Raw genomic sequence first — 22,639 nt, 5'->3', positions numbered from 1 at the left:
GGAATTCGCCAAGGGCCGCAAGGATTGTCGCAGCTGCTGCGTGCCGGGTTTGCCGCCGGAAGTCAGTCCGGCCAGCGCAGCGAGCCCGCCGAGTCCTTGCGGGCGACCTTCATCGCATCGGCGGGACGCTCCTTCGCGGTCAATACGGCCCGCAACTGCTGGGCAACCACCTCCGCCTCGCCAGGATGCAGGTTGCAGGGGTCGAGGAAGAAATGGCCGCGCTCGACCTCGTGGTTGCGCACGATGATGGGCGGCGATCCTGCGGCGAGCGCGGAGGCGAGGCCGGCGGCGGTGAAGCGGCTTTCCGGCCGAACGAAGACCTGAAGGCGGTCGAGCGGATTGTTGGTCGGATCCGGAATGATCTCGGCGCCGATGCCCGGAATGGCCTGCAGGGCATCCTTCCATAGGTTGAGCGCGGCCTCCTCGCGGGCGCGGATGCCGGCATGGTCGCGTTTTTCCCAGGCGTCGAGCGCCGCCATGGTGCCGGCAATGCTTTCCTTGCCGACCTTCATGGCCCGTGCGACGCCGCGGTTCTGCAGATAGGCGGCGCGCACCAGGTCCTTGCGGCCGGTGACGATGCCGCTGGTCGGGCCGGAGAGGAATTTGTGGCCGCTATAGACCACGATGTCGGCGCCACGTGAAAGGAAGCTGCGCAGATCGTATTCCGAGGCCGCGTCGACGATCACCGGCACACCCTTGGCGTGGCAGATCTCGCAGAATTCCTCGAGCGAAAGCATGCCGTATTGCACCGTATGATGCGCGACGATGTAAAGGGCTGCCGCCGTACGCTCATTGATCGCCTCGCGCACGTGATAGTCCTGCGTGACACTGACCGTGCCCGCCGGGATGACCTTGGCGCCGGCGACGCGGATCGACTGGTCGATCGGCGCGCCGTAGTTGACGATATGGCCGAGCTGGATGACGACTTCCGACTTCAGCCCTTCCGTGTCGTCCGGCAGGCGTTCGATCGCCAGAAGGTTGGTGCCGGTCATCGCGCCGGCGATCGCCATGGTGATGCCTGAGGCGCAGCAGGCGGTGATGAAGCCGGCCTCGCCGCCGGTGAGGCGCGCGATTACCGCGCTCGCGGCGCGCTGCAGATCGTCCATCTCCACCCATTGCGAGGCGATCTCGGCCATGGCGCTGATCGCTTCGGGAACGATGATCGAGGCGCCCAGCGCCGTCATGGTGCCCGAGACGTTGATGATGGGCCTCAGCCCCAGACGCTCGCGGATCGTGGTGTTGGAGCCGGAGTCGGAATAGGTTTTCATGAGGGTGAACTCCTAGGGTCAGGCGGCGATCTCGACGACCGCTTCGATTTCGACGGTGATGTTGCCAGGCAGCGAGCCGACGCCGATCGCCGAGCGCGCATGGCCGCCGATCTTGTCGAAGACATCGGCGAAAAGGTCCGAACAGCCATTCACCACCTTTGGGTGGTCGCTGAAGGTCGGCGTCGCGTTGACGAAGCCGAGCAGTTTTACCACGCGCACGATGCGGCCGAGATCGCCTGCCGCCGCATGCATGACGGCAAGCAGATTGAGGCCGGTGAGGCGGGCATGCTGATAGGCCTGCTCGACGGTCACGTCGTCGCCAACCTTGCCGGTGCACAGCGTGCCGTCGGCGCGCAGCGGGCCTTGGCCGGAAAGGAAGATCAGCCGGCCGCTTTCGGCATGGGTAACGAAATTGGCAATTGGCGTCGGCGGCTCGGGCAGCGTCAGGCCGAGTTCGGCGAGCCGGGTGTAAGGCGTCATGGAAGAATGCTCCCCTGGATGGCTTCAGCCATCCGATGTCGATAATGGACGGCTTCAAGCCATCCGATGTCAGAAATGCGAGGCGCGGAAGCGCGCCAGGAAGGCGCGCAGCCGCTCATTGGTGGTCTCCGCGGCAAGGACCTCCTTCGGCGGGCCGACCGCCGAGACGCCGCCATCGGCCATGAAGACGATGCGGCTCGAGGCATCGCGGGCAAAGGCCATCTCGTGTGTGACCATCACCATGGTCATGCCGTCTTCGGCAAGGCTGCGCACCACCGCCAGCACCTCGCCGACGAGCTCGGGGTCGAGTGCCGAGGTGATCTCGTCGAGCAGCAGGATCTTCGGCTCCATGGCGACGGCTCGGGCAATGCCGACGCGCTGCTGCTGACCGCCGGACAATTCGGCGGGCAGGCTGTCGGCCTTGTGGCCGAGGCCGACGCGGCCGAGCCAATGCTCGGCGATCGAGCGCGCTTCCGCGCTGCTCTTGCCGCGCACCTTGGTCAGGCCGAGCATGATGTTGCCGGCCGCCGTCAGATGCGGGAACAGGTTGAAGCCCTGGAACACCATGCCGGTCTCGGCGCGCATTGAGGCCAAATCGCGTTCGCTGCGCCGCTGGCGCGCGCCGGAGTCGCGAGCAGGACCGGGGCGAAAACCGACCTCCTTGCCATCGATACGGATCGAGCCCGAGTCATAGCTCTCAAGGAAGTTGACGCAGCGCAGGAGCGTGGTCTTGCCGCTGCCGGACGGGCCTATGATGGTGACGACCTCGCCCTTGTCCACCGTCAGGCTGACCGAGCGCAGCACGTTGACGGCGCCGAAGGATTTCGAGACCTCGGCAATGTCGAGCAGCACTGGAGGTTTGTTCGAACTGGCCATCGCGTTAGTCCCGAATGAAAGCGAAGCGCCGTTCCAGCCGCCGGCTGGCGTATGAAAGCGCATAGTTGACGGCGAAGTAGATCAAGGCGCCGAGGATATAGAGCGGCATCGCCTCATAGGTGCGGCCGATCACCTGGTTGATCGCCTGCATAAGGTCGGTGATGCCGAGCAGCGAGACCAGCGCGCTGCCCTTGACGGCATCGGTGACGCCGTTGATCCAGGGCGGCAGGAAGCGGCGGAAAGCCTGCGGGAAGATGACGTAGGCGAGGCGCTGTCGGAAGGTGAGGCCGATCGCCATCGCGGCTTCCGACTGGCCCTTCGGAATGGAGGCGACGGCGCCGCGCAGATATTCGACGACCTGCGCCGTCTTGAACAGAGTGAGCGCCAGCACGGCGGCCCAGAAGGACTGCAGGTGAATGCCGACCGCCGGCAGGCCGTAATAGACGAAGAAGATCAGCACCAGGATCGGGATGCCGCGGATGGTGTCCGAGAAGATACGCACCGCCCAGCGCACCGGCGTCGGTCCATAGACCAGGCCGACGCCGAGGATGACGCCGGCGATCAGCGACAGCACGACGACCAGAAGCGACACCCAGAGTGTAAGCGCGAAGCCTTGGGCGAGGAATGGCAGGGCGTAAGCGATCTGACCCAGCATCTCAGCGCGCCGTCCTGTACCAGCGCTCGACAAGGCGCAGCGCGAAGAGCAGGGCATAGCCCGTGACGAGATACATCGCCGTCACCACCAGATAGACCTCGACGATGCGGAAGGTGTTGAAGTTGATCCACTGCGCGCCATAGGTCAGCTCCGGCACCGAGATGACGGAGGCCACCGAGGTGTCCTTGAACAGCGAGATGAAGGTGTTGGACAGCGCCGGCAGCGTGATGCGCATCATCGTCGGCAGGCGCACATGGATGAGCCGCTGCCAGGGCGTCAGCCCGATCGCCTTGCCGGCATCTAGCTGGCCACGGGGGACGGCTTCGAGGCCGGAGCGGAACACTTCGACCAGATAGGCACCACTGTAGAGTGCAAGCGTCGCGACGAAAGAGGTCTGGGCGCTGTAGGCGAGGTCGACGACGGTCGGCAGGCCGTAGAAGACCAGATAGACCAGCAGGATCAGCGGCACGTTGCGGATGAATTCGACATAGGCCGCGATGATGGCGCGCACCACGCGTCCGGCCGAGACGTACCAGACCGCCAGCACCAGGCCGATGACGATGCCGATGGCGATCGAGATCACGGCGAGCTCGAGGCTGAGCAGTAGGCCGCCCCACAGCTTGTCGAAATGCCGCCAGATCAGGTTGAAATTGAGCGTATAGCCCATGCGTCCGTCTCAATGGCCCGCGGTGAACGATCTCTTTGTTTGACAATTTCGGACGGAAAACCGCTTCACACTTTTCCTGAAATTGCTCTAGGATTCGTCATCCGCATGGCCGGTGTCGAGGAAAAACAGGCGGAAGAACGTTGCCCGCCCTTCCGCCGGTTGGCCGTATGCCTGGTCAGATGACCGGGAAGCCCGGGTGACGCGGCGGCGGCTCCTGGCCGAAATATTCCTTGAAGGCGGCGTCGTAGAGCGCCGTCTCATGGCCGAACATGGCGATGGTGAAGGTCTGGTTGACGAAGGTCAGCCAGTCTAGGTCGCCCTGCCGGACGGCCGCGCCGTAGAGCATCGAATACCAGCTCTTGCCGGCGTCGAAATATTTGTCGGGATTGCGCGAGGCGAGCCAGCGCACGGTGGAGAGGTCGACCGCGGCTGCGTCGACGCGCTTGGATTCCAGCGCCTGCAGGACGTTGGCCTGGGTGTCGATCTGCATCACCTGCGCCTGCGGCAAGGCGAAATGCACCGAGCTTTCGGCGTCGACATTCTGCAGGATGGAGATGCGGGTATTGGCGCCGTTCGCCAACAACTTGTCGAAAGTCTTGTTCTCGGAACCGGGCAGGGTCAGCAGCGCGACGCCTTCGACGTAGTAGGGCCGCGAGAAGTGGATCAGCTGCGAGCGCTGCGCCGTCATGGTCATGAACTGGATGGTGATGTCGACCTTGTTGGTCGTCACGTTCGGGATGCGCTGCGCCGGATCCTGGGGGACGAACTCGACCTTGGTCGGGTCGTCGAAAAGGCCCTTGGCGAGGATGCGGCCCATGGTGATGTCCATGCCGACCAGCTCGCCGGCATCGTTCTCGAAATGCCACGGCGCATTGGTGCTGCCGGTGCCGACGATCAGCTTGCCGCGGTCGAGCGCGGTGCGCAGCACGCTGTCCGACGCGGCCTGCGCCGCCGCCTTCTCGGCGCTGATTGCGGTGAGCGCGCCGGCGGTGGCCAGCCCTGCCATTCCCAGTTTCAGAAAATCACGTCTGCCGGATGTGTCGTTCACGGCGACCTCCTTTGATGGTTTGTTCCCCAATGCAGCAGAAACACGCATCGCGACAGCGATTGTCTCTTACAAGAGACGTGTGTATCCTGTACAAGACAGATACTAACACCAGGAATCGACAATGCAAGATGGTGAAACGCAGACCGGGTGGCCGGGCGAGGGCGCGGGTGAAGAGCGTCCTGCGGGCTCGCGCGAAAAGGGCCTCAACAGGGTCTTGAACATGCTGGAATTCCTGCACGCCAACCAGCGCGCGATCGGGATCGGCGAGTTGGCCAAGGGGCTGAATGCGCCGCGCTCGACGACCTACACGCTGGTGCGCGAGCTGGTCGAAGCCGGGCTCTTGGAAATGGCCGGCGACGGCAACCGCGTCTATTTCGGCAAGAAGCTGTATCTCTATGGAATGGCCTATATGCGTGGCAACGACCTGCTCAGGCGCGGCCGCCAGGAGGTCGACACGCTGTCGCGCGAAACCGGCGAGACGTCGGAGCTCTGCATGCTGCAGAGCGGCCGCTATACGATCGTCCATTCGAGCCCCGGCAACAGGCCTTTCCGCATCAGCTCGGCCACCGGCCTGCAGATCCCGCTGCCCTGGACTGCGTCGGGACGGCTGCTGCTTGCCGGCCTCGACCGCGGCCGGATCGAAGCGATGGTCACAGAGGACGATCTCGTGCTGCCGGACGGCCGCAAGATCGAGCTAGACGACTTCATCGACGATATCGGAAAGGCCCGCGTCACCGGCTATTGCGTCACATCGGGCCTTGTCGATGCCTACACCAAATGCCTCGCGGCGCCCGTGTTCTCGGCGCCCGGCAAGGTCGAGGCGACGATGTGCCTGGTGGTGCCGATCGACACGTCCGAGGAACGGACAGGCGAACTGCTCACCGTACTGCGCGAGCGCGCGGCGCTGCTGTCGATCTCGTGATGGAGCAGGGCGGTGAGGCGACCGCCTAGGCGATGATGTCTGGAATGATTCGGTCTTCCAGCGCCGATAGCCGGTCTTTCAGCATCAGCTTCTTCTTCTTCATGCGCTGGATCTGAAGCGGGTCACAGCCGGTGGCGATCATCGCGTTGATGGCGGCGTCGAAATCGGCGTGTTCCTGTTTGAGCCGGGAATATTCGAGGCGTATTTCAGCCTGTTCCTGTTCGGACATTATCAACCGTTTAGCGTATGCATCGCCCAATCGGGCTGTCTGGGCGGGGCCGGTCGGGTTTGTCTGTCTGTGACCGGCGGGCAGCCCTTATCACATTTCACTTTGTCGTGGAATGCTACCACGTGGCATTCGACATCGAGATCGGTTGGTGGCAAAGTGTCATCGTGCCGTCACAGTCGCAACCTGCGGTGGAGGCGCCCGCGACGGCTGCAATCGAGGAAAACCATGAAAGGGAGAACCAATCATGTCTCTTGCATCCCATCTTGATGAGTTGCAGCGGAAACACGGTGACATCGAGCGCGAGCTCACCGACGCGATGAACCATCCATCGGTGGACGACCTCGAGATCGTGAATCTCAAGCGACGCAAGCTGGCAATCAAGGACGAGATTGAAAAGCTGAAGGGAAGCCCGACCACGCACTAAAAGCTCTTCCAGGCACCATCACCGCAACCCGCCGCGGTGAGACCTCCGGTGGCAAAGTGTGCCGCCGGCTTGGTGCTTTTAACTGAAATCATCGCAAAGTTCGGGCGCTGATCTCGCGGCCCGACACGGTATTATTGTTCGCACATTTGCCGATCAGTACGGCTGATTTGCGGACATAGCCGTCGCTTGCCATTGACAAGCCATCTTTGCTCCGCCACCTCATGCCCGGAACTTTCAGATGAAGGCGGCCGGCATGACCGGATATTTTTCCTCTCCCTTCCCGCGGCGCACGTCGGTCGGCGTTTCGGTCGGCGGCGTTTCGGTCGGTGGCGGCGCGCCGGTGGTCGTGCAGTCGATGACCAACACCGACACCGCCGACATCGACCAGACCGTCGCCCAGGTCGCGGCGCTGCATCGCGCCGGCTCCGAGATCGTGCGTATCACCGTCGACCGCGACGAGAGCGCCGCGGCGGTGCCGCGCATCCATGAGCGGCTGTTGCGGCTCGGCATCGACGTGCCGCTGGTCGGCGACTTCCATTATATCGGCCACAAGCTTCTGGCCGATCATCCGGCTTGCGCCGAGGCGCTGGCGAAATACCGCATCAATCCCGGCAATGTGGGCTTCAAGGACAAGAAGGACCGCCAGTTCGCGGCGATCGTCGAGATGGCGATCAGGCATGACAAGCCGGTGCGCATTGGCGTCAACTGGGGATCGCTCGACCAGGAGTTGCTGACCCGGCTGATGGACCAGAACCAGGCTCAGGGCTCGCCGCTTACCGCGCAGGAAGTCACGCGCGAGGCGATCGTGCAGTCGGCCATCCTGTCGGCCGAGATGGCGGAAGAGATCGGACTTGGCCGCGACAAGATCATCCTGTCGGCCAAGGTCAGCGGCGTGCAGGATCTGATCGCCGTCTATACCGAACTCGCGACGCGCTGCGACCATGCGCTGCATCTCGGGCTAACCGAAGCCGGCATGGGCACCAAGGGCATCGTCGCCTCGTCCGCCGCCATGGGCATCCTCCTGCAGCAGGGCATCGGCGACACGATCCGCATCTCGCTGACGCCGGAGCCGAATGGCGACCGCACGCGCGAGGTGCAGGTGTCGCAGGAACTCCTGCAGACCATGGGCTTCCGCCAGTTCGTGCCGATCGTCGCGGCCTGTCCCGGCTGCGGCCGCACGACGTCCACCGTGTTCCAGGAACTCGCCCAGGGCATCCAGGCCGATATCCGCAAGAACATGCCGGTATGGCGCGAGAAATATCCCGGCGTCGAGAACCTCAAGGTCGCGGTGATGGGCTGTATCGTCAACGGCCCCGGCGAATCCAAGCATGCCGATATCGGCATTTCGCTGCCCGGCACAGGCGAGACGCCGACGGCGCCCGTCTTCATCGACGGCAAGAAGGCGGCGACTTTGCGCGGCCCCTCGATCGCGCAGGATTTCGAGAAAATGGTCGCCGACTATATCGAGCAGCGGTACGGACACGGCAAAGCCGCGGCCGAGTAGCCGATGCAGCGCTCGTTGAGGGCAGCATTGATCCTGGCTTGCGCGCTGATCCCGGTCGGCCAGGCGCTGGCCGATCCGCCGCAGTCGAAGTCAGCCGCAAAAAGGCTGATCGGCCGCGTCTGCGATCTGATCGAGACCGAGGCCGGCAAGAACGGCCTGCCCAAGGATTACTTCGCCCGGCTGATCTGGAAGGAAAGCCGCTTTGATCCGAGCGCGGTGAGCCCGGTCGGCGCCGAAGGCATCGCGCAGTTCATGCCGGGCACCGCCAAGATGCGCGGCCTGGCCAACTCCTTCGACATCGAGCAGGCGCTCCCGGCCTCAGCGAAATATCTTGCCGAGATGAAGACAGGCTACGGCAATCTCGGCCTCGCGGCGGCCGCCTACAATGCCGGCGAGAATCGGGTCTCGAGGTGGCTGAGTTCCGGCGGCTTCCTGCCGATGGAGACGGAAAGCTATGTCTTCGACATCATGGGCGAGCCCGTCGACAAATTTTCCGACACGACCTATGCCGGCACCATCCGGCCGCTCGATCCGAAGATGAGCTTCGCGGTGGCGTGCCGCAGGCTGCCGGTGATCATGTCGCAAACCGTCGCCATGGCCTCGATCAACGTCAAGCCATGGGGTGTCCAGGTGGCCGGCAATTTCCGCCGCTCGGCCGCCATCGGACAATGGCTGAGGGTCAGAGGCCGGTTCCCGGCGCTGCTTGCCAGCCATGATCCGGTGGTCAGCCGGGTGCGCACGCCGATCGGCCGGCGCGGCATCTATGCGGTCAGGATCGGCGCCGACTCGCGCGGCGAGGCCAACGGCATCTGCAACAAGCTGCAAAGCGTCGGCGGCGCCTGCGTGGTGATGCGCAACCGGTGAACGGCGGGCTGGTTTGGCCAGGGGGACAGGACCGACATGACAGCCAGGATCGTCTTGCTCAATGGCGTCGGCAGCGCGGGCAAGAGTTCGATAGCCAAAGCGTTGCAGGCGATGACCGCCGAGCCCTTCCTGTGCAGATGGACGCCTTCCTGGAGATGCTGCCGCAAGCGCTGCAGGAGACCATGCCGGGCTTCGCCTTCGAGACCGGTTGGGAAGACGGCAAGCCATTCGTCGCCATCCAGGCCGGGCCGGCCGGCATCCGGGTAATGCAAGGCATGCGGCACGCCATCGCCGCCATGGCGCGGCAAGGCAACAACCTCATCGTCGATGACGTGATGCTGGGCGAGGAGATGGCGGAGTACCGCCGGCTGCTCGCCGATTTCGAGATATTCAGTGTCGGCGTTTTCGCACCGCTCGATGTACTCGAAGCCCGCGAAAGCGCCCGTGGCGACAGACTGCCCGGGCTTGCGCGCTGGCGGTTCGGGCGCGTGCATGAGGGGATCGTGTACGACCTCGAAGTCGATACCAGCCGGCTTACCCCGCTCGAATGTGCCGAGAGGGTAAAGGCAGAATTCCAGCTGTAAGCGTGACTGCCGCCCTTACGCCGTCTTGGCCGCTACCGTCTCGCTGAGCCAGGTGCCGATTTTGGCGCCGAGGCGGTCGGGCGAGACGGGCTTGGGCAGGTAGTCGTCCATGCCGGCCTCGATGCATTTTTCGCGGTCGCCCTTCAGTGCATGCGCGGTGACGCCGATGATCGGCGTGTGGCCGCCGCTCTGCGCTTCGATCGCACGGATGGCGCGGGTTGCCTCATAGCCGTTCATCTCCGGCATCGAGACGTCCATCAGCACCAGGCGAGGGCGCAGCGAGCGGTACATCTCGACCGCCGTGCGGCCGTTGCCGGCGATGCGGTAGCTGAGGCCGAAACCGTTGAGGATCTGGCCGAAGACCAGCTGGTTCACGTCATTGTCCTCGGCGATCAGGATATCGACCGGGCCGCTCGGCGCGGCGACCGATTCCGACGCTGCCGGGACCGGAACGGTCGGGCCGCGGATGACGGTGAAGGCCGGCGGCGCCACCGGGGCCGCCTGGACCACGACCGGCTCGCGCACGAAATGCGCCGCCTTGGCGCCTTGCGTGCGCGCCTTCTGGATGGCGGAGATGACGGTGCCGAGCAGCACCGCCGAGCGTGCCGGCTTGGTGAGATGCGCGACGATGCCGAAATCTATCACCATCCGGCCGAAATCGACCTGGTCGACCGAGGTGAGCAGCACGACAGGAATGGAGGAAAGGCGGCTGTCGGCGGCGATAGCCTTGGCGACATCGGCGCCGTTCATGCCCGGCATCTGGTAGTCGAGGATGATGCAGTCGACCGAGGCGCCGAGCTGGCAGGCACGGTCGAGGAAGGCGAGGCCGACGGCGCCGCTCTCGGCGGCCGCGCAGTCGAAGCTCCAGCTTCTGAGCTGCTCCAGCAGGATCTCGCGGTTGACCGGATTGTCGTCGATGACCAGCACCCGGGCGCCGGTGACGTCGACCGGCACGAGTTCGTCGCGGGCCTGCTGGTCATGTGCCGGCAGCGGCACGGCGAACCAGAAGACGGAGCCGCGGCCGATCTCGCTTTCGACGCCGATCTTGCCGCCCATCAGGTCGACCAGCCGGGCGCCGATCGCAAGCCCAAGTCCGGTGCCTTCGTGGCGGCGGGTCGAGGAGCCGTCGACCTGGGCGAATTTCTCGAACACGCTTTGCAGCTTCTCGGCCGGGATGCCGATGCCGGTGTCCTCGACGCGGACCTTGAGCTGGACCACGCCGTCGACAACGTCGCCGCCAACATCGACCAGCACGTGTCCCTTCTCGGTGAACTTCACGGCGTTGCCGAGCAGGTTGGTGACGATCTGGCGGAAGCGCCCGGCGTCGCCGACGACGAAGGCCGGCAGGCGTGGGTCGACGCGCACGATGAGCTCGAGGTTCTTTTCGGCGACGCGCGCCGACACCAGCGTCGCCACGTCCTCGACCGCTTCGGCCAGGCGGAAGGGGGCGGGGTCGAGCGTCAGCTGGCCGGCATTGATCTTGGAGAAATCGAGGATGTCGTTGATGATGGTGAGCAGGGCGTTGCCGGATTTGACGATGACGTCGGTGAAAGTCTTCTGGCGCGGTGTCAGCTCGGTCTTGGCGAGCAGCTCCGCCATGCCAAGCACGCCGTTCATCGGCGTGCGGATCTCATGGCTCATATTGGCGAGGAATTCCGACTTGGCGCGGTCGGCGGCCTCGGCCTTGAACAAGGACGCGGCGGTCTCGGCGAAGGCGCGGCGGATCGCATTCTCCATCGGCCGGAAGATCAGGACCGCGGCGACTGCGAGCACGGCAAACAGCAGCCCGCTCGCCCACAGAAGCAGTCGGTCGTTGGAGGCGTCGGCGAGGCGGCGCTCCTCGTCGAGCGCGGTGCGCACCTTCACCAGCATCGGCTGGGCGAAGAGGTCGTTCTGGTTGCGGATCTCGCGGTAGCTCCATTCGTCGACCTTCTGGGCGGTCGACATCAGATTGAAGTTGCGCACCATGTCGCGCGCCGACCAGAACAGGTCGTCATTCACCGAGGCGGTATCCAGCGCGTTGGTGGTGTTCCTGGACAGGCGCGGCCTGATCGCGGCAAGCTCGGCGTTGAGGATCTCGATCTCGGCCGTCAGCCGCTCGGAATGGCCGCGCGCGGCGGTGGTCAGCGCGTCGCGTGTCTCGCTGCGCCAGGCGGTGCCGGTCGTTTCGGCGAAATTGGTGGCGTTGCGCAGGTCGCGGGCGAAGATGACGAAATTGCCGCTGAGCGCATCGACCTCATGGCGGAAGGAATTCACGCGGTTGAGCGCATACATCACCGCGGCCGAAGCCAGCGCGAAGATCAGCAATCCCGAAATGTAGCGGATCCGGATCGACCGGAGGAAGGAAGAGTATTCCGGCATGCGCAACCCCGACACATACGCACAATTTTAATGGTCGGGATTACGCTTGATTTACATTAAGATTTCGTTGGTGGGGGTATGATTACTTGGTGCTGGCGGATCAAGTTGAAGCGAGCCATTCGCCAAGCGGCTCCGTCCAGGTCAATCAGTCGGTATCTTTCGCCCGGTAGGCGTCGGGAAGAATAAAGACTTCATCGGCTCGGCCGTAGCCTCCATCAGGAACTTCCTCGATCAGCACCATGGTGTAGGGGCGCACACCTTCGCCGAAATAGTCGACGAACATCTGCGTGGTCCTGTGGACGAGGTCCTCCTTCTGCGCTTTTGTTAGGGCGGCTTCGGGGGTCTTGAAGTTGGCAAAGGGCATTTCCTGGCTCCTTTCTGGGCGGATGTCACGGCGGTGGACAGAGACGGTCGGCGAGGCCGAAACGCTCCATTCGTTGTTCCGGGGCGGATATAGGCTGCTGGCGCCGCGGGATAATCAGCGCTCTGTCGACAGCAGTATTCGGACAGCGCGAACAATCCGGCAGGATCGCTGGCTAGATCACTGTTCCCATCGGCCGCCAATTCGACCTTGCCTGCTCAACATATCGTGTCCGACGCGCAGATGGGCCTGCCTTGTTGCCAATCCGAGGCGAATGTTAGCTTGCCAGAACCAGACATGCCCAGACCTGCATTCCGGTTTCAAGGAAGTGCCTCCATGCTCCGATATGTTTGCGTTCTCGGCATTGTCGCCATGGCAACTGTTCATCCCGCGATGGCGCAGAGCGATGCCGAAATGAAAGCGTGCATCGACCGGTCCGCCGGCGTCACCGAGGCGATGCTGAATTGCGGGAAAGCCGAGATCGACAAGTTCGATGTCCGGCTGAACGCGGCCTACAACACACTGATGCAGGGCGAACATGGCCCCGAACGCGCACGGTTGCAGCGCGAGCAACGCGCCTGGCTGAAGCATCATTTGCAGGAAGCGCACCGTCTTGCCGCCGATCCCGACAACGGATCGGCGGCCTTCCTCACGTCTCAAGGGTTTGAACTGGACGATTTGAGCACACGCACGGTCGAACTCGAAAAGCGTGTCCAGAGAAATCCTTAGGCAATTGCCGACGCTGTCAGCTATTGCGTGTCGCCACGAAGGTCGCGGCGGCCTTGAGCAGTGCCGCCTGCTCGCCATAAGGCTCGAGCAGCGCATGCGCCTGGTCGATGAGGCCGTGGAGCTGGCCGCGCGCCCAGTCGGGGCCGTGCAGCGCGGCAAGCGTCGCCTTGCCGGCGGCGGCGTCCTTGTTCGTCGCCTTGCCCATCTGCTTGGCGTCCGCCGTGAGGTCGAGCAGGTCGTCGGCGAGCTGGAACGCAAGGCCGATCGCCGAACCGAACTCGGCCAGCCGCTCGCGGTCGGCGAGCGGCGCGCCGGCAACGATCGCGCCGGCCTCGCAGGCAAAGCGGATCAGCGCGCCGGTCTTCATCGCCTGCAAGGTGATGATGCCGGCCTCGTCCGGCCGCTTGCGCTCGGCCTCGAGATCGAGCGTCTGGCCGCCGACCATGCCGCCGGCGCCGGCCGCGCGGGCAAGTGCGAGAACGAGATTGGCGCGACGCTCCGCCGACAGTGCGGTCGCCTCGTCGGCGACGATGTCGAAGGCTAACGTCAGCAGCGCGTCGCCGGCGAGGATCGCGGTCGCTTCGTCGAAGGCCTTGTGCACCGTCGGCTGGCCGCGACGCAGATCGTCGTCGTCCATCGCCGGCAGGTCGTCATGGATCAGCGAATAGCAATGCACGCATTCCAGCGCAGCGGCGACGCGCAGCGCCGCGTCACCGTCGGCCGAAAACAGCGCGGCACTCTCTATGACCAGAAAAGGCCGCAGCCGCTTGCCGCCGTTGAGCACGCCATGGCGCATGGCCGCCATCAGGCGCTCCGGCCGCGCGATCTCGCCGGAAAGCGGACGCGCGTCGAGGATGCGCCGCAGCTCGGCCTCGACGGCTGCTGCGCGCACAAAAAGCGCGGATTCGAAGGCGATCTGGTCGTCTTTGCTCATGGCCGGGAGCGGTAGCCGACACTCAGACATTGCGCAAGCAGGCGCGCGCCTTTATGCCGGAGAGGGCGAGGCACGGGTGGGACGGCTTGACGGAACCGATCGTCGGATATGAAAGCGAAGGGCTGGACATGGCGCGACGTCGGCGCCTGAACCGCGCCGGTGTGAAGCGCATCGCCCGGCGCTGCCTGGTCGTGGCGCTCGTGCTCGCGGCTATACCGGTCGTGCTGACCTTCCTCTATCTGCCGTCCTTCGTGCACCCGGTTTCGACCCTGATGCTGAAGGATCTCGTCACCTTCTCCGGCTACGACCGGCGCTGGGTGTCGATCGACGACGTGGCGCCGGTGCTGGCGCATTCGGTGATCATGTCGGAGGACGGGCAGTTCTGCTTCCACCGCGGCGTCGATCTCGGCGAATTGCGCGGCGTGGTCGACGATGCGCTGGCCGGCGAGGCGACGCGCGGCGCCTCCACCATCACCATGCAGACGGTGAAGAACCTTTTCCTGTGGTCGCGGCCGCTGGGCAGCGTGCGCAAGGTCGTCGAGCTGCCCCTGGCGGTCTATTTCGACGCGGTGATGTCGAAGCGGCGGATCATGGAGATCTATCTCAACATCGCCGAATGGGGGCCGGGCATCTACGGTATCGAGGCCGCTGCGCAACACCATTTCGGTGTCTCGGCCAAGCAATTGTCGCGGCGGCAGGCTGCGCTGCTTGCCGTTTCCTTGCCCAATCCGATCGCGCGCAATCCGGCCAAGCCGGGGCCTGGACTGAGGCGTCTTGCGAGCTTGATTGAGCGCCGTGCGAGCAGGTCCGGCGCCTATGTCGGCTGCCTCGATTAGGACGAAGCGTCGCCGGCTCAAAAAAATTCACGGGCGACGCTGGCCAAAACGGCGCAAGGCGTGTATAGGCACCCGACTTTCTCAGATTATGGCCTCGATGCGGCCCTTTCGCGAGGGTTGCCGGGGCATTTTGACCATGTAGTGGAGCATATCCATGGCCGTTCCAAAAAGAAAAACCTCTCCGTCGAAGCGCGGCATGCGCCGCTCGGCCGACGCCCTCAAGGCCCCGACCTATGTCGAGGACAAGAACTCCGGCGAAATGCGCCGCCCGCACCACATTGACCTGAAGACCGGCATGTATCGCGGCCGCCAGGTGCTGGAGCCGAAGGAAAGCTGAGAAGCTTCCACAGTTTTTGACGTTTCAAAAGACCGGCCTCTGGCCGGTCTTTTTTGTTTTTGGTGCCGGGGATGACGGGCGTTCGGAATGGATCGCCGGCGCCGCCGGTGGCCAAAGCGCGTCGCGCTGAAACGGATTCAGGCGACGCGCTTTAGGTCTTTATTGTTGATGCATGTCGCAATCCCAGAACCCCTGTACACTTCCGGGCCACATCATTAGGCAACCGGCTGACATCGTTATTTCATTAGGTCTTACAGCGTGTTCACTGCGGCCAGCGAAAAACCTTGACGGCGCGCTTGCCGCGGATTTTACAAGAGGGGGTGCCCCATTGGAGTCGCCCAGATGTTCGGTGCCATCCCGCTGCTGATCGTGCCCTTCGTCCTCTACAATCTCGGCCTGCTCGGATTGTTCGGCGGCGGCGACGATCCCTGGATGACGGAAATGTTCTCGTTCCGCATGATGTCGGGCGGCGTCTTCTCGATGACGCTTGGCGACCTGATGGTGCTGATCGGGCTGATCTTCCTGTTCATCGAGATCTCAAAATCGGTACGTACGACCAACGCGTCGATCCTGGATCATCTGTTGTCGACGCTGGTCTTCATCGCCTTCCTGGTCGAGTTCCTGCTGGTCAAAGGCGCGGCGCATTCGGTGTTCTTCACGTTGATGATCATCGCGCTGTTCGATGTGCTTGCAGGCTTCTCGGTGTCGATGCGGTCGGCAAGCCGGGATATCAATTTAAACTGAGGGATGTGCCGATATTCAGGTGAGGCCGGCCTGCGAACGACGGCTTCCTGCGCTTCCGGTGCTCACGTACTTCAAGTACGCTCCGCTCCGGCCTTCGCCGGCCGAAGCCCTCATAAGGGTCTCCGCTCTATGAAGGCTACGGCCGGCGAAGGCCGGTTCTCGGAAGCCATCGTTCTCGGCTCGGCCTGACCTGAATCTCGACACATCCGGGGCGTTGCAGCTCCAGGCGGAGTTTACTCAGTGACGGCTTCAGCCTTTCGCGCAACCACTTCCTCATAGGCAGCGCGCAATTGCCGGCGCACGGTCGGCGTGTTCGGCGGCGTCTTCGACGGCGCGCCGAGATGCTCTTGGCGCAGCTCGTCCATGAATTGCTCCCATAGCGGCGGGCCGCCCTTTTCGAGCAGCTCGGCGCGGATCGACAATTCTTCCGTGACCGGCAGCCAGACCCGCCCCCAGGCGCCGAGCTGCGCCATGATCGGCACCAGCGTGATCGCCATCTCGGTCAGGCTGTAGATCGCCTTCTGCTTGTGGCTAGGGTCGTCGGCCTTGGTCAGAAGCCCGAGCTCCATCAGCCGCTTCAGCCGGTCGGCCAGGATGTTGGAAGCGATGCCTTCCAGCGAGCCGTTGAGCAACTCGCGGAAATGGCGTTTTCCGCCAAAGATCATGTCGCGCAGGATGATCAGGCTCCAGCGGTCGCCGAAGACCTCGAGCGACAGATTGATCGGGCAGCCGGATCGACGGTCGATGCTCATGGCATTCTCTCCAGAAAAACCAGTTGCATTATGATATCGGTTTGATTATCGTGCAACTGATTGCAAAATGCAACCGGATTGGAGGAGCATATGACGATGTCGACACAGCGGCCGAAAATCGTTTCGCAGACCTTCGGTGACCCGGCGGATCAGGCGATCCTGCTGATCATGGGTGCGATGGCCTCGATGCAGTGGTGGCCGGAAGACTTCTGCCGGCAACTCGCCGGGCGTGGCCGTTTCGTCATCCGCTACGACAACCGCGATACCGGCCTGTCGACGAAGTACGCTCCCGGCGCGCCGCCCTACGCGTTCGAGGACATGGTGGACGATGCCGTGCGCGTGCTGGACGACCATGACGTCGCCGAGGCGCATGTCGCCGGCATGTCGATGGGCGGCATTATCGCGCAGAACGTGGCGCTGAAATATCCCGAACGCGTCAGCGCGCTCACCGTGATCTCGAGCTCGCCGCTCGGCGTCGATACGTCCGGCCTGCCCGGAATGACCGAGGCCTATGGCAAGCATGCTGCAGAAGGCGGCGACGTGGACTGGGCCGATCGGACCCAGGTGCTTGCCTATATGGCAAAGGACGCGCGCGCTTTGGCGAGCACCTTGCATCCGTTCGACGCCGAACAGGCGCGTGCGCTGATCGAGGCGGATTACGAGCGCTCCGGCGGCCTTGCAAGTGCTGCCAACCACTTTGCGCTCAAGGGCGGCGGTCCGAAGCGCAGCATCAGGGATATCGCGGTGCCGCTGCTGGTCATCCACGGCACGTCCGACCCGATCTTTCCGGTCGAACATGGCGCGGCGCTGGCGAACGTGGTTCCGGTCGCAAGGCTGGTCGAGATCGAAGGTGGCGGCCACGAACTGCATCCCGACGACTGGCGGCAAATCATCGATGCCATCGCGATGCATGGCTGACCATTAGGAGCTTGACGCGGCTGTGATGCGACAGGTGAATTCTTCGACAGTGATTGAATAGCGACAGAGAGGCCAAGCATGTCCCTGACCTTCCACTTCCACCCGTTGGCTTCGTTCTGCTGGAAGCCGCTCATTGCGTTCTATGAGAACGACACGCCGTTCAGGCCAGTCATCGTCGATCTCGGCGATGAGGCTTCGCGCGCGGCATTCCTGAAAGTGTCGCCGACGGGCAAGATGCCGGCGCTGCGTGACGATGCGCGGGACCGCACGGTGCTGGAATCGACCATCGTCGTGGAATATCTCGCCGCGCATTGTCCCGGGCCGGTCGAACTCATCCCGGCCGATGTCGATCTCGCCCTCCAGGTCCGTCAGGCCGATCGCTTCTACGACTTCTATGTGCAGCATCCGATGCAGAAGATCGTCGGCGACAGGCTACGGCCGCAGGACAAAGTTGACCCGTTCGGCGTCGAGGAGGGTCGCGCGCAGCTGCGCGATTCCTATGCCATCGTCGAAGAGGAGATTGCGGGAAAAACCTGGGCGGTCGGCGAGACCTTCACCATGGCCGATTGTTCGGCCTCGCCGGCGCTGTTCTACGCCAACAAGGTCGAGCCGTTCGGCGACAGGTTTCCGGCTGTGAAACGCTACCACGACCGGCTGCTGGCGCGCCCATCCTTCGCCCGCGTGATCGAAGAAGCGCAGCCCTATTTCAAGTTCTTTCCATACAATGACGGCTAGATCACTCCCCCGGCGCTGTCTCCCAGAACTGGTCGAGCCAGATGTTGAGCCCGAGGAAGCCGGCGCTGCTGACGGTATAGACGCGCCTTGTGCCTTCAGCCTTGGCATTGACCAGGCCGGCGTCGAGCAGGACTTTGAGATGCTGGGAAACGGCAGGGCGCGAGACGGGCAATCCGGCCGCCAACTCGTTCACCGTCTTCGGGCCGCGCCGGAGTTCTTCCAACAGATAGCGCCGGTTGGGATCGGCGATCGCCACGAAGGCATCGGAAAAGATCATGCCTTATTTGTGGGACAAAGTTTTCCAAATCTCAACCGTCGGTTTCAACCTTTCTGCGCGGATCGAGCCGCGTGGCCTCGGGCGTGAGCGCGCGGTCCGCGGGCTGCGTCTTGAAGGCATCGCGGTTTTCGATCGGCACCGGCGCGCGGGCACGGATGCGCAGCAGCGTGTAGCCGGTGAGGCTGAGATGCGCGAGCGCGGTTGCAAGAAAAAGCCCCTCCGGACGCACCGAGCCCATCAAGGCCGCCGCCAAAAGCGGGCCGATCATGGTGCCGAAGCCGTAGAGCAGGAGCAGGCCGCCGGAAACCTTGACGAAATCTTCGGCGCGGGCGTGGTCGTTGGCATGCGCGACGGCGATCGAATAGAGCGTGTAGGCGAAGGCGCCATAGGCGGCGGTGAGCACGATGACGAAGACACCAGAACGCGGCGCGACCAGGAAGATCAGCACCGCGACCAAAGCCGCGCCGAAGGCCGCGCCGGCCAGCACGAAACGGCGGTCGGTTGTATCGGAAAGGCGTCCCGCCGGGAGTTGCATGGCGGCGCCGGCGACGACCACAAGGCTCATCATCAGCGCGATCTCGGCGGTCGAGATGCCGATGCGGGCGCCGTAGACCGCGCCCAGCGTGCCCCAGGCGCCGTTGGCGATGCCGATCAGGAGGCAGGCCACCGCGGACACCGGCGAATTCGCGTAAAGGCCTTTGACGTCGAGCTTGACGTCCTGCAACGGCCTCGGCGTCGACTGGGTCGATACCGCCGTCGGGATCAGTGACAGGCAAAACAGGATGCCGGTGATCATGAATAGCGAGGCTGATCGTACGTCGCCGCCGGCGACGATCATCTGGCCGCCCATGATCGAGGCATAGGTGACCATCATATAGAGGCCGAAGACGGTGCCGCGATTCTCGTTGGTGGCCTTCTCGTTCAGCCAGCTTTCGATCACCATGAAGGCGCCGGCCATGGTGAAGCCGGTGAAGGCGCGCAGAAGGATCCAGAAATACTGGTCGACGATGAGGCCGGTGAGCAGCGCGATGATGGCACCCGACGCGGCGAAGGCGCCGAAGGCCCGTACGTGGCCGGCACGGCGCACGAGACGCGGCGCGAAGAAACAGCCGGCGACGAAGCCGCCGGCCCAGGCCGTGCCCATCAGACCGAGCGATGCGGTCGAAAAACCCTCGATCTGGCCGCGCAACGGCAGCAGCAGGCCGTGCAGGCCGGAGGCGGCGAGCAGGAATGCCGTGCCGCGCAGCAGCGAGAGGATCGGTCGGTAGGTTGCAAACATCGCTTGGTCCGGGGTTCGGGGCGCAGGGTCTGAAGACAGACGTATTGGGGCTTTTCGGCGGCGCGCGCCGACAAAATCATCCGCGGCGGAACAACGCGTCGGCGGCGGATTTGGTGGCGCCCTTGGCGGCCCGCTCGGCTTCCAGCCTGGCGATCTCGTCGCGCAGCAGCGCGATGCGCTCCGACAACTCGTCGACGGACAGCAGCGACAGGTCCTGGCCGATCTCGTGCGGCCGCGGCTTTTTCCTGGGTTCGTCGTCGAAGATCGCCATCGTCGCTCCTCCCTTACTTGGCCATTTGCCTGGTTTGGCAATAAGCATACATAGGGCATGGGCGTCGACGCAAACGGCCGGCGACGGATCGGCATGAGGAAAGACGGAAAGCCATGGCAAGTGTGAAGATTTCGGCAAAGATGACGGCCATCGCGATTTCGCAGCCCGGCGGTCCCAGGGTGTTGAAGCCGGAAACCCGTGACGTGCCTGTCCCTGGTCCGGGCGAAGTGCTGATCCGGGTGCACGCGGCCGGCGTCAACCGGCCGGACGTGCAGCAGCGCAAGGGCGCCTATCCGCCGCCGCCCGGCGCTTCCGACCTGCCCGGTCTCGAAGCTTCGGGCGAAATCGCGGCACTTGGCGACCAGATATCGCGCTGGCGAATCGGCGACCGGGTCTGCGCGCTGACGCCCGGCGGCGGCTATGCCGAATATGTCAAGGTGCACGCCGGCAGCGTGCTGCCGTTGCCTGCAGGCTTCACGCATTCGGAAGCCGCGGCGGTGCCGGAAAACTACTTCACCATCTGGCACAATGTGTTCGAACGCGGCGGCCTTAAGAAGGGCGAGACGCTGCTTGTCCATGGCGGCTCGTCCGGCATCGGCACCACCGCCATCCAGCTCGCCTCGGCCTTCGGCGCCTATGTCATCACGACCGCCGGCAGCAAGGAGAAATGCGACGCCTGTCTGACGCTCGGCGCCGACCGGGCTATCAACTATCGCGAGGAGGATTTCGTCGCCGCGGTGAAGGACGCGACCGAGAAGAAAGGCGCCGACGTCATCCTCGATATGGTCGGCGGCGATTATGTCGGGCGCAACTACGATGCCGCGGCCGTTGAAGGGCGCATCGTCCAGATCGCGGTCCAGGCCGGTGCCGTGGCCAGCGCCGACTTTTCCAAGATCATGGTGAAGCGGCTGACGCACACCGGCTCGACGCTTCGCCCGCGCACCGTCGAGTTCAAGGCCGCCATCGCTGCTGCGCTCGAAGCGCAGGTGTGGCCGCTGCTCGGCACGCGCAAGGTTGCCCCCGTCATGGACATGATCTTTCCGCTGACCGAAGCCTGGCGGGCGCATGAGCGGATGGAAGAGGGCGAGCATATCGGCAAGATCGTCCTCGACGTCGGCTAGGATGGGTCGATATTCAGGTGAGGCCGGCCTGCAAATGCCAGCCTTCTGCGCTTCCGGCCTTCGCCGGCCGAAGCCATTCATTGTGGCGCAGCAATTAAACTAGGGCTACGGCCGGCGTAGGCCGGTGCTCACGTACTTAAGTACGCTCCGCTCCGGTTCTCAAAGCCCACCATTTTCGACTCGGCCTGACCTGAATCTCGACCCATCCTGGGTCGGCGCATGTCGCTAGTTCCAAGCTGAACGAAGCTTAATGCTGCAATGCACAAAACGCATTGCGGCCATGCAAAAGCGTCCGTTCATTTCTTGGGCAGTCATGCCTATTTACACGGCATCGAACGATTTCATCAAACGACTGGAGAAATTCAATGAATCCGATCAATGCTTTCCGTAAGTGGCGCATGTACAACGAAACCGTGCGTGAGCTGAACAAGCTCAACGCCCGTCAGTTGAGCGACCTCGGCATCAGCCGCGCCGACATCGAGCGCATCGCCCGCCAGGCGGTGTAATCAGACGCAGCCCGACCGCAAGGCCGGGCTGGACAGGCAAGCCAGAGCCGTCGAGACGCTTGCTTCGTTTCCGGTTCCAAGCCCGCTGGACCTCGTCCAGCGGGTTTTGTCTTTTTAGGGCGGTTCACTGCCCTTCCCAAAAACATTGCGAAAATTTGAGGGAGCGTTTATACAGGCCGCGAATTTCCCATTTTGGTGGCTCTAAAACCACCGCCCGCGCGGGAACGCGGGCGAACGAGAAGGATTTTTGATATGGCCAATTCGCTGCTGATGCCCAAGGCGACCGCCGTCTGGCTGGTCGACAACACCGCGCTCTCCTTCGAGCAGATCGCGCAGTTCTGCGGGCTGCACCCGCTCGAGGTCAAGGCGATCGCCGACGGCGAGTCGGCGCAGGGCATCAAGGGCATGGACCCGATCATCACCGGTCAGCTCACCCGCGACGAGATCGCGCGCAGCGAGAAGGACCCGAACCACCGGCTTAAACTGTCCGATCCCAAGGTTCGCGTGCCGGAATCGAAGCGCAAGGGTCCCCGCTACACGCCGCTGTCGAAGCGCCAGGACCGTCCGAACGCTATCCTTTGGCTGGTGCGCAACCATCCGGAGCTCAAGGACGCGCAGATCTCCCGTCTCGTCGGCACCACCAAATCGACGATCGAGCAGATCCGCGAGCGCAAGCACTGGAACTCGGCCAATCTGCAGCCGATGGATCCGGTGACGCTCGGCCTCACCTCGCAGATCGACCTCGACCTCGAGGTCAACCGCGCCTCGCGCGGCCGCGAGCCGGCGCAGCCCGTCGGCGACACGCTGCTGCCCGCAGCACTTACCGAAAGGCTGGTGCCGGCGCCCGAGAAGCCGAAGGACGAGGATCAGGAGCTCGACGCCAACGCCGTCTTCGCCAAGCTCTCGGCGCTCAAGTCGAAGGATAAGGACGAAGACGAGGAGTGAGCGTCTCGAGGT

General features: G+C 63.9%; 28 protein-coding genes and 1 pseudogene. 15 read left to right on the top strand and 14 right to left on the bottom strand.

The window, feature by feature from the left end; translation table 11 throughout:
* Positions 1-62 precede the first annotated feature (62 nt).
* From DPM33_RS29240 to DPM33_RS29215, 6 genes are all read right to left on the bottom strand, one after another.
* On the bottom strand, positions 63-1,268 hold the full coding sequence (locus DPM33_RS29240; protein WP_112100854.1) for an aminotransferase class V-fold PLP-dependent enzyme: 1,206 nt from the start codon (positions 1,266-1,268) through the stop codon (positions 63-65).
* Between the two features lie 18 nt (positions 1,269-1,286).
* A complete protein-coding gene (locus tag DPM33_RS29235) occupies positions 1,287-1,748 on the bottom strand; it encodes a RidA family protein (RefSeq protein WP_112100853.1) in 462 nt (153 codons plus the stop codon).
* Positions 1,749-1,817: 69 nt separating this feature from the next.
* The gene (locus DPM33_RS29230) at positions 1,818-2,624 is read right to left on the bottom strand and encodes an amino acid ABC transporter ATP-binding protein (protein WP_112100852.1); all 807 of its coding nucleotides are present in this window, start codon (positions 2,622-2,624) and stop codon (positions 1,818-1,820) included.
* 4 nt (positions 2,625-2,628) lie between these two features.
* Entirely contained in the window at positions 2,629-3,279 is a 651-nt protein-coding gene (locus DPM33_RS29225; RefSeq protein WP_112100851.1) for an amino acid ABC transporter permease, read from the bottom strand.
* A gap of 1 nt (position 3,280) precedes the next feature.
* Positions 3,281-3,946 (bottom strand): amino acid ABC transporter permease, encoded by a 666-nt coding sequence (locus DPM33_RS29220; RefSeq protein WP_112100850.1) that lies wholly within the window; start codon positions 3,944-3,946, stop codon positions 3,281-3,283.
* Between the two features lie 175 nt (positions 3,947-4,121).
* Positions 4,122-4,994 (bottom strand): transporter substrate-binding protein, encoded by an 873-nt coding sequence (locus DPM33_RS29215; RefSeq protein ID WP_112100849.1) that lies wholly within the window; start codon positions 4,992-4,994, stop codon positions 4,122-4,124.
* Positions 4,995-5,115: 121 nt separating this feature from the next.
* Here DPM33_RS29215 and DPM33_RS29210 point away from each other — a divergent pair, with 121 nt between their 5' ends.
* Positions 5,116-5,916 carry an IclR family transcriptional regulator gene (locus DPM33_RS29210; RefSeq protein ID WP_112100848.1) on the top strand — a complete coding sequence of 267 codons (801 nt, stop codon included), beginning with the start codon at positions 5,116-5,118 and terminating at the stop codon, positions 5,914-5,916.
* 25 nt (positions 5,917-5,941) lie between these two features.
* Here the strand turns inward: DPM33_RS29210 and DPM33_RS29205 are convergent, their stop codons facing one another.
* Entirely contained in the window at positions 5,942-6,145 is a 204-nt protein-coding gene (locus DPM33_RS29205) for a YdcH family protein (RefSeq protein ID WP_040985243.1), read from the bottom strand.
* 244 nt (positions 6,146-6,389) lie between these two features.
* Between DPM33_RS29205 and DPM33_RS29200 the strand changes: the two genes are divergently transcribed.
* From DPM33_RS29200 to DPM33_RS29185, 5 genes and pseudogenes are all read left to right on the top strand, one after another.
* Positions 6,390-6,569 carry a YdcH family protein gene (locus tag DPM33_RS29200; protein ID WP_027166662.1) on the top strand — a complete coding sequence of 60 codons (180 nt, stop codon included), beginning with the start codon at positions 6,390-6,392 and terminating at the stop codon, positions 6,567-6,569.
* A 253-nt stretch (positions 6,570-6,822) separates the two neighbouring features.
* The gene (ispG, locus tag DPM33_RS29195; RefSeq protein ID WP_112100886.1) at positions 6,823-8,073 is read left to right on the top strand and encodes a flavodoxin-dependent (E)-4-hydroxy-3-methylbut-2-enyl-diphosphate synthase; all 1,251 of its coding nucleotides are present in this window, start codon (positions 6,823-6,825) and stop codon (positions 8,071-8,073) included.
* A 3-nt stretch (positions 8,074-8,076) separates the two neighbouring features.
* A complete protein-coding gene (locus DPM33_RS29190; RefSeq protein ID WP_112100847.1) occupies positions 8,077-8,937 on the top strand; it encodes a lytic transglycosylase domain-containing protein in 861 nt (286 codons plus the stop codon).
* A 36-nt stretch (positions 8,938-8,973) separates the two neighbouring features.
* Positions 8,974-9,027 (top strand): annotated as a pseudogene (locus DPM33_RS37525) (hypothetical protein); the annotation flags it as partial.
* A 47-nt stretch (positions 9,028-9,074) separates the two neighbouring features.
* A complete protein-coding gene (locus DPM33_RS29185) occupies positions 9,075-9,521 on the top strand; it encodes a chloramphenicol phosphotransferase CPT family protein (protein WP_281004831.1) in 447 nt (148 codons plus the stop codon).
* Positions 9,522-9,536: 15 nt separating this feature from the next.
* On the opposite strand, the gene DPM33_RS29180 is transcribed toward DPM33_RS29185, so the two are convergent.
* On the bottom strand, positions 9,537-11,882 hold the full coding sequence (locus DPM33_RS29180) for a response regulator (protein ID WP_112100846.1): 2,346 nt from the start codon (positions 11,880-11,882) through the stop codon (positions 9,537-9,539).
* Positions 11,883-12,027: 145 nt separating this feature from the next.
* Entirely contained in the window at positions 12,028-12,246 is a 219-nt protein-coding gene (locus DPM33_RS29175; protein ID WP_112100845.1) for a tautomerase family protein, read from the bottom strand.
* Between the two features lie 333 nt (positions 12,247-12,579).
* On the opposite strand from DPM33_RS29175, the gene DPM33_RS29170 reads away from it, so the two are divergent.
* Complete coding sequence (locus tag DPM33_RS29170; RefSeq protein ID WP_112100844.1) at positions 12,580-12,972, top strand: lysozyme inhibitor LprI family protein; 393 nt, start codon at positions 12,580-12,582, stop codon at positions 12,970-12,972.
* Between the two features lie 16 nt (positions 12,973-12,988).
* On the opposite strand, the gene DPM33_RS29165 is transcribed toward DPM33_RS29170, so the two are convergent.
* Positions 12,989-13,906 (bottom strand): polyprenyl synthetase family protein, encoded by a 918-nt coding sequence (locus DPM33_RS29165; protein WP_112100843.1) that lies wholly within the window; start codon positions 13,904-13,906, stop codon positions 12,989-12,991.
* A gap of 128 nt (positions 13,907-14,034) precedes the next feature.
* On the opposite strand from DPM33_RS29165, the gene DPM33_RS29160 reads away from it, so the two are divergent.
* From DPM33_RS29160 to DPM33_RS29150, 3 genes are all read left to right on the top strand, one after another.
* Complete coding sequence (locus tag DPM33_RS29160) at positions 14,035-14,742, top strand: biosynthetic peptidoglycan transglycosylase (protein WP_208648463.1); 708 nt, start codon at positions 14,035-14,037, stop codon at positions 14,740-14,742.
* 154 nt (positions 14,743-14,896) lie between these two features.
* A complete protein-coding gene (gene rpmF, locus DPM33_RS29155) occupies positions 14,897-15,079 on the top strand; it encodes a 50S ribosomal protein L32 (protein WP_006203806.1) in 183 nt (60 codons plus the stop codon).
* 342 nt (positions 15,080-15,421) lie between these two features.
* Positions 15,422-15,823, top strand: a complete 402-nt coding sequence (locus DPM33_RS29150) for a hypothetical protein (RefSeq protein ID WP_042641631.1) — start codon at positions 15,422-15,424, stop codon at positions 15,821-15,823.
* A 233-nt stretch (positions 15,824-16,056) separates the two neighbouring features.
* On the opposite strand, the gene DPM33_RS29145 is transcribed toward DPM33_RS29150, so the two are convergent.
* A complete protein-coding gene (locus DPM33_RS29145; RefSeq protein WP_112100842.1) occupies positions 16,057-16,575 on the bottom strand; it encodes a winged helix-turn-helix transcriptional regulator in 519 nt (172 codons plus the stop codon).
* Between the two features lie 90 nt (positions 16,576-16,665).
* On the opposite strand from DPM33_RS29145, the gene DPM33_RS29140 reads away from it, so the two are divergent.
* Together DPM33_RS29140 and DPM33_RS29135 are read left to right on the top strand one after the other, a co-directional pair.
* A complete protein-coding gene (locus DPM33_RS29140) occupies positions 16,666-17,493 on the top strand; it encodes an alpha/beta fold hydrolase (RefSeq protein ID WP_425373598.1) in 828 nt (275 codons plus the stop codon).
* 78 nt (positions 17,494-17,571) lie between these two features.
* On the top strand, positions 17,572-18,228 hold the full coding sequence (locus DPM33_RS29135; protein WP_112100841.1) for a glutathione S-transferase family protein: 657 nt from the start codon (positions 17,572-17,574) through the stop codon (positions 18,226-18,228).
* Between the two features lies 1 nt (position 18,229).
* Here DPM33_RS29135 and DPM33_RS29130 read toward each other — a convergent pair whose 3' ends face one another.
* From DPM33_RS29130 to DPM33_RS29120, 3 genes are all read right to left on the bottom strand, one after another.
* Positions 18,230-18,505, bottom strand: a complete 276-nt coding sequence (locus DPM33_RS29130) for an ArsR/SmtB family transcription factor (protein ID WP_112100840.1) — start codon at positions 18,503-18,505, stop codon at positions 18,230-18,232.
* A gap of 31 nt (positions 18,506-18,536) precedes the next feature.
* Positions 18,537-19,784: an MFS transporter gene (locus tag DPM33_RS29125; RefSeq protein WP_112100839.1), complete on the bottom strand. Its 1,248-nt coding sequence runs from the start codon at positions 19,782-19,784 to the stop codon at positions 18,537-18,539.
* A 76-nt stretch (positions 19,785-19,860) separates the two neighbouring features.
* Positions 19,861-20,055: a DUF1192 domain-containing protein gene (locus DPM33_RS29120; protein ID WP_059189946.1), complete on the bottom strand. Its 195-nt coding sequence runs from the start codon at positions 20,053-20,055 to the stop codon at positions 19,861-19,863.
* Positions 20,056-20,168: 113 nt separating this feature from the next.
* On the opposite strand from DPM33_RS29120, the gene DPM33_RS29115 reads away from it, so the two are divergent.
* The 3 genes from DPM33_RS29115 to DPM33_RS29105 all read left to right on the top strand — a co-directional run bounded on the left by DPM33_RS29115 (position 20,169) and on the right by DPM33_RS29105 (position 22,627).
* On the top strand, positions 20,169-21,176 hold the full coding sequence (locus DPM33_RS29115) for an NAD(P)H-quinone oxidoreductase (RefSeq protein WP_112100838.1): 1,008 nt from the start codon (positions 20,169-20,171) through the stop codon (positions 21,174-21,176).
* A 365-nt stretch (positions 21,177-21,541) separates the two neighbouring features.
* Positions 21,542-21,682: a DUF1127 domain-containing protein gene (locus DPM33_RS29110; protein WP_112100837.1), complete on the top strand. Its 141-nt coding sequence runs from the start codon at positions 21,542-21,544 to the stop codon at positions 21,680-21,682.
* Positions 21,683-21,934: 252 nt separating this feature from the next.
* A complete protein-coding gene (locus DPM33_RS29105; RefSeq protein ID WP_112100836.1) occupies positions 21,935-22,627 on the top strand; it encodes a DUF1013 domain-containing protein in 693 nt (230 codons plus the stop codon).
* Positions 22,628-22,639 lie beyond the last annotated feature (12 nt).

Source organism: Mesorhizobium hawassense, from assembly GCF_003289945.1.
In the GTDB taxonomy this organism is placed as follows: Bacteria; Pseudomonadota; Alphaproteobacteria; order Rhizobiales; family Rhizobiaceae; genus Mesorhizobium; species Mesorhizobium hawassense.
Note: the sequence above shows the minus strand (reverse complement) of the source record. Positions and strands in the feature narration are given on the sequence as shown.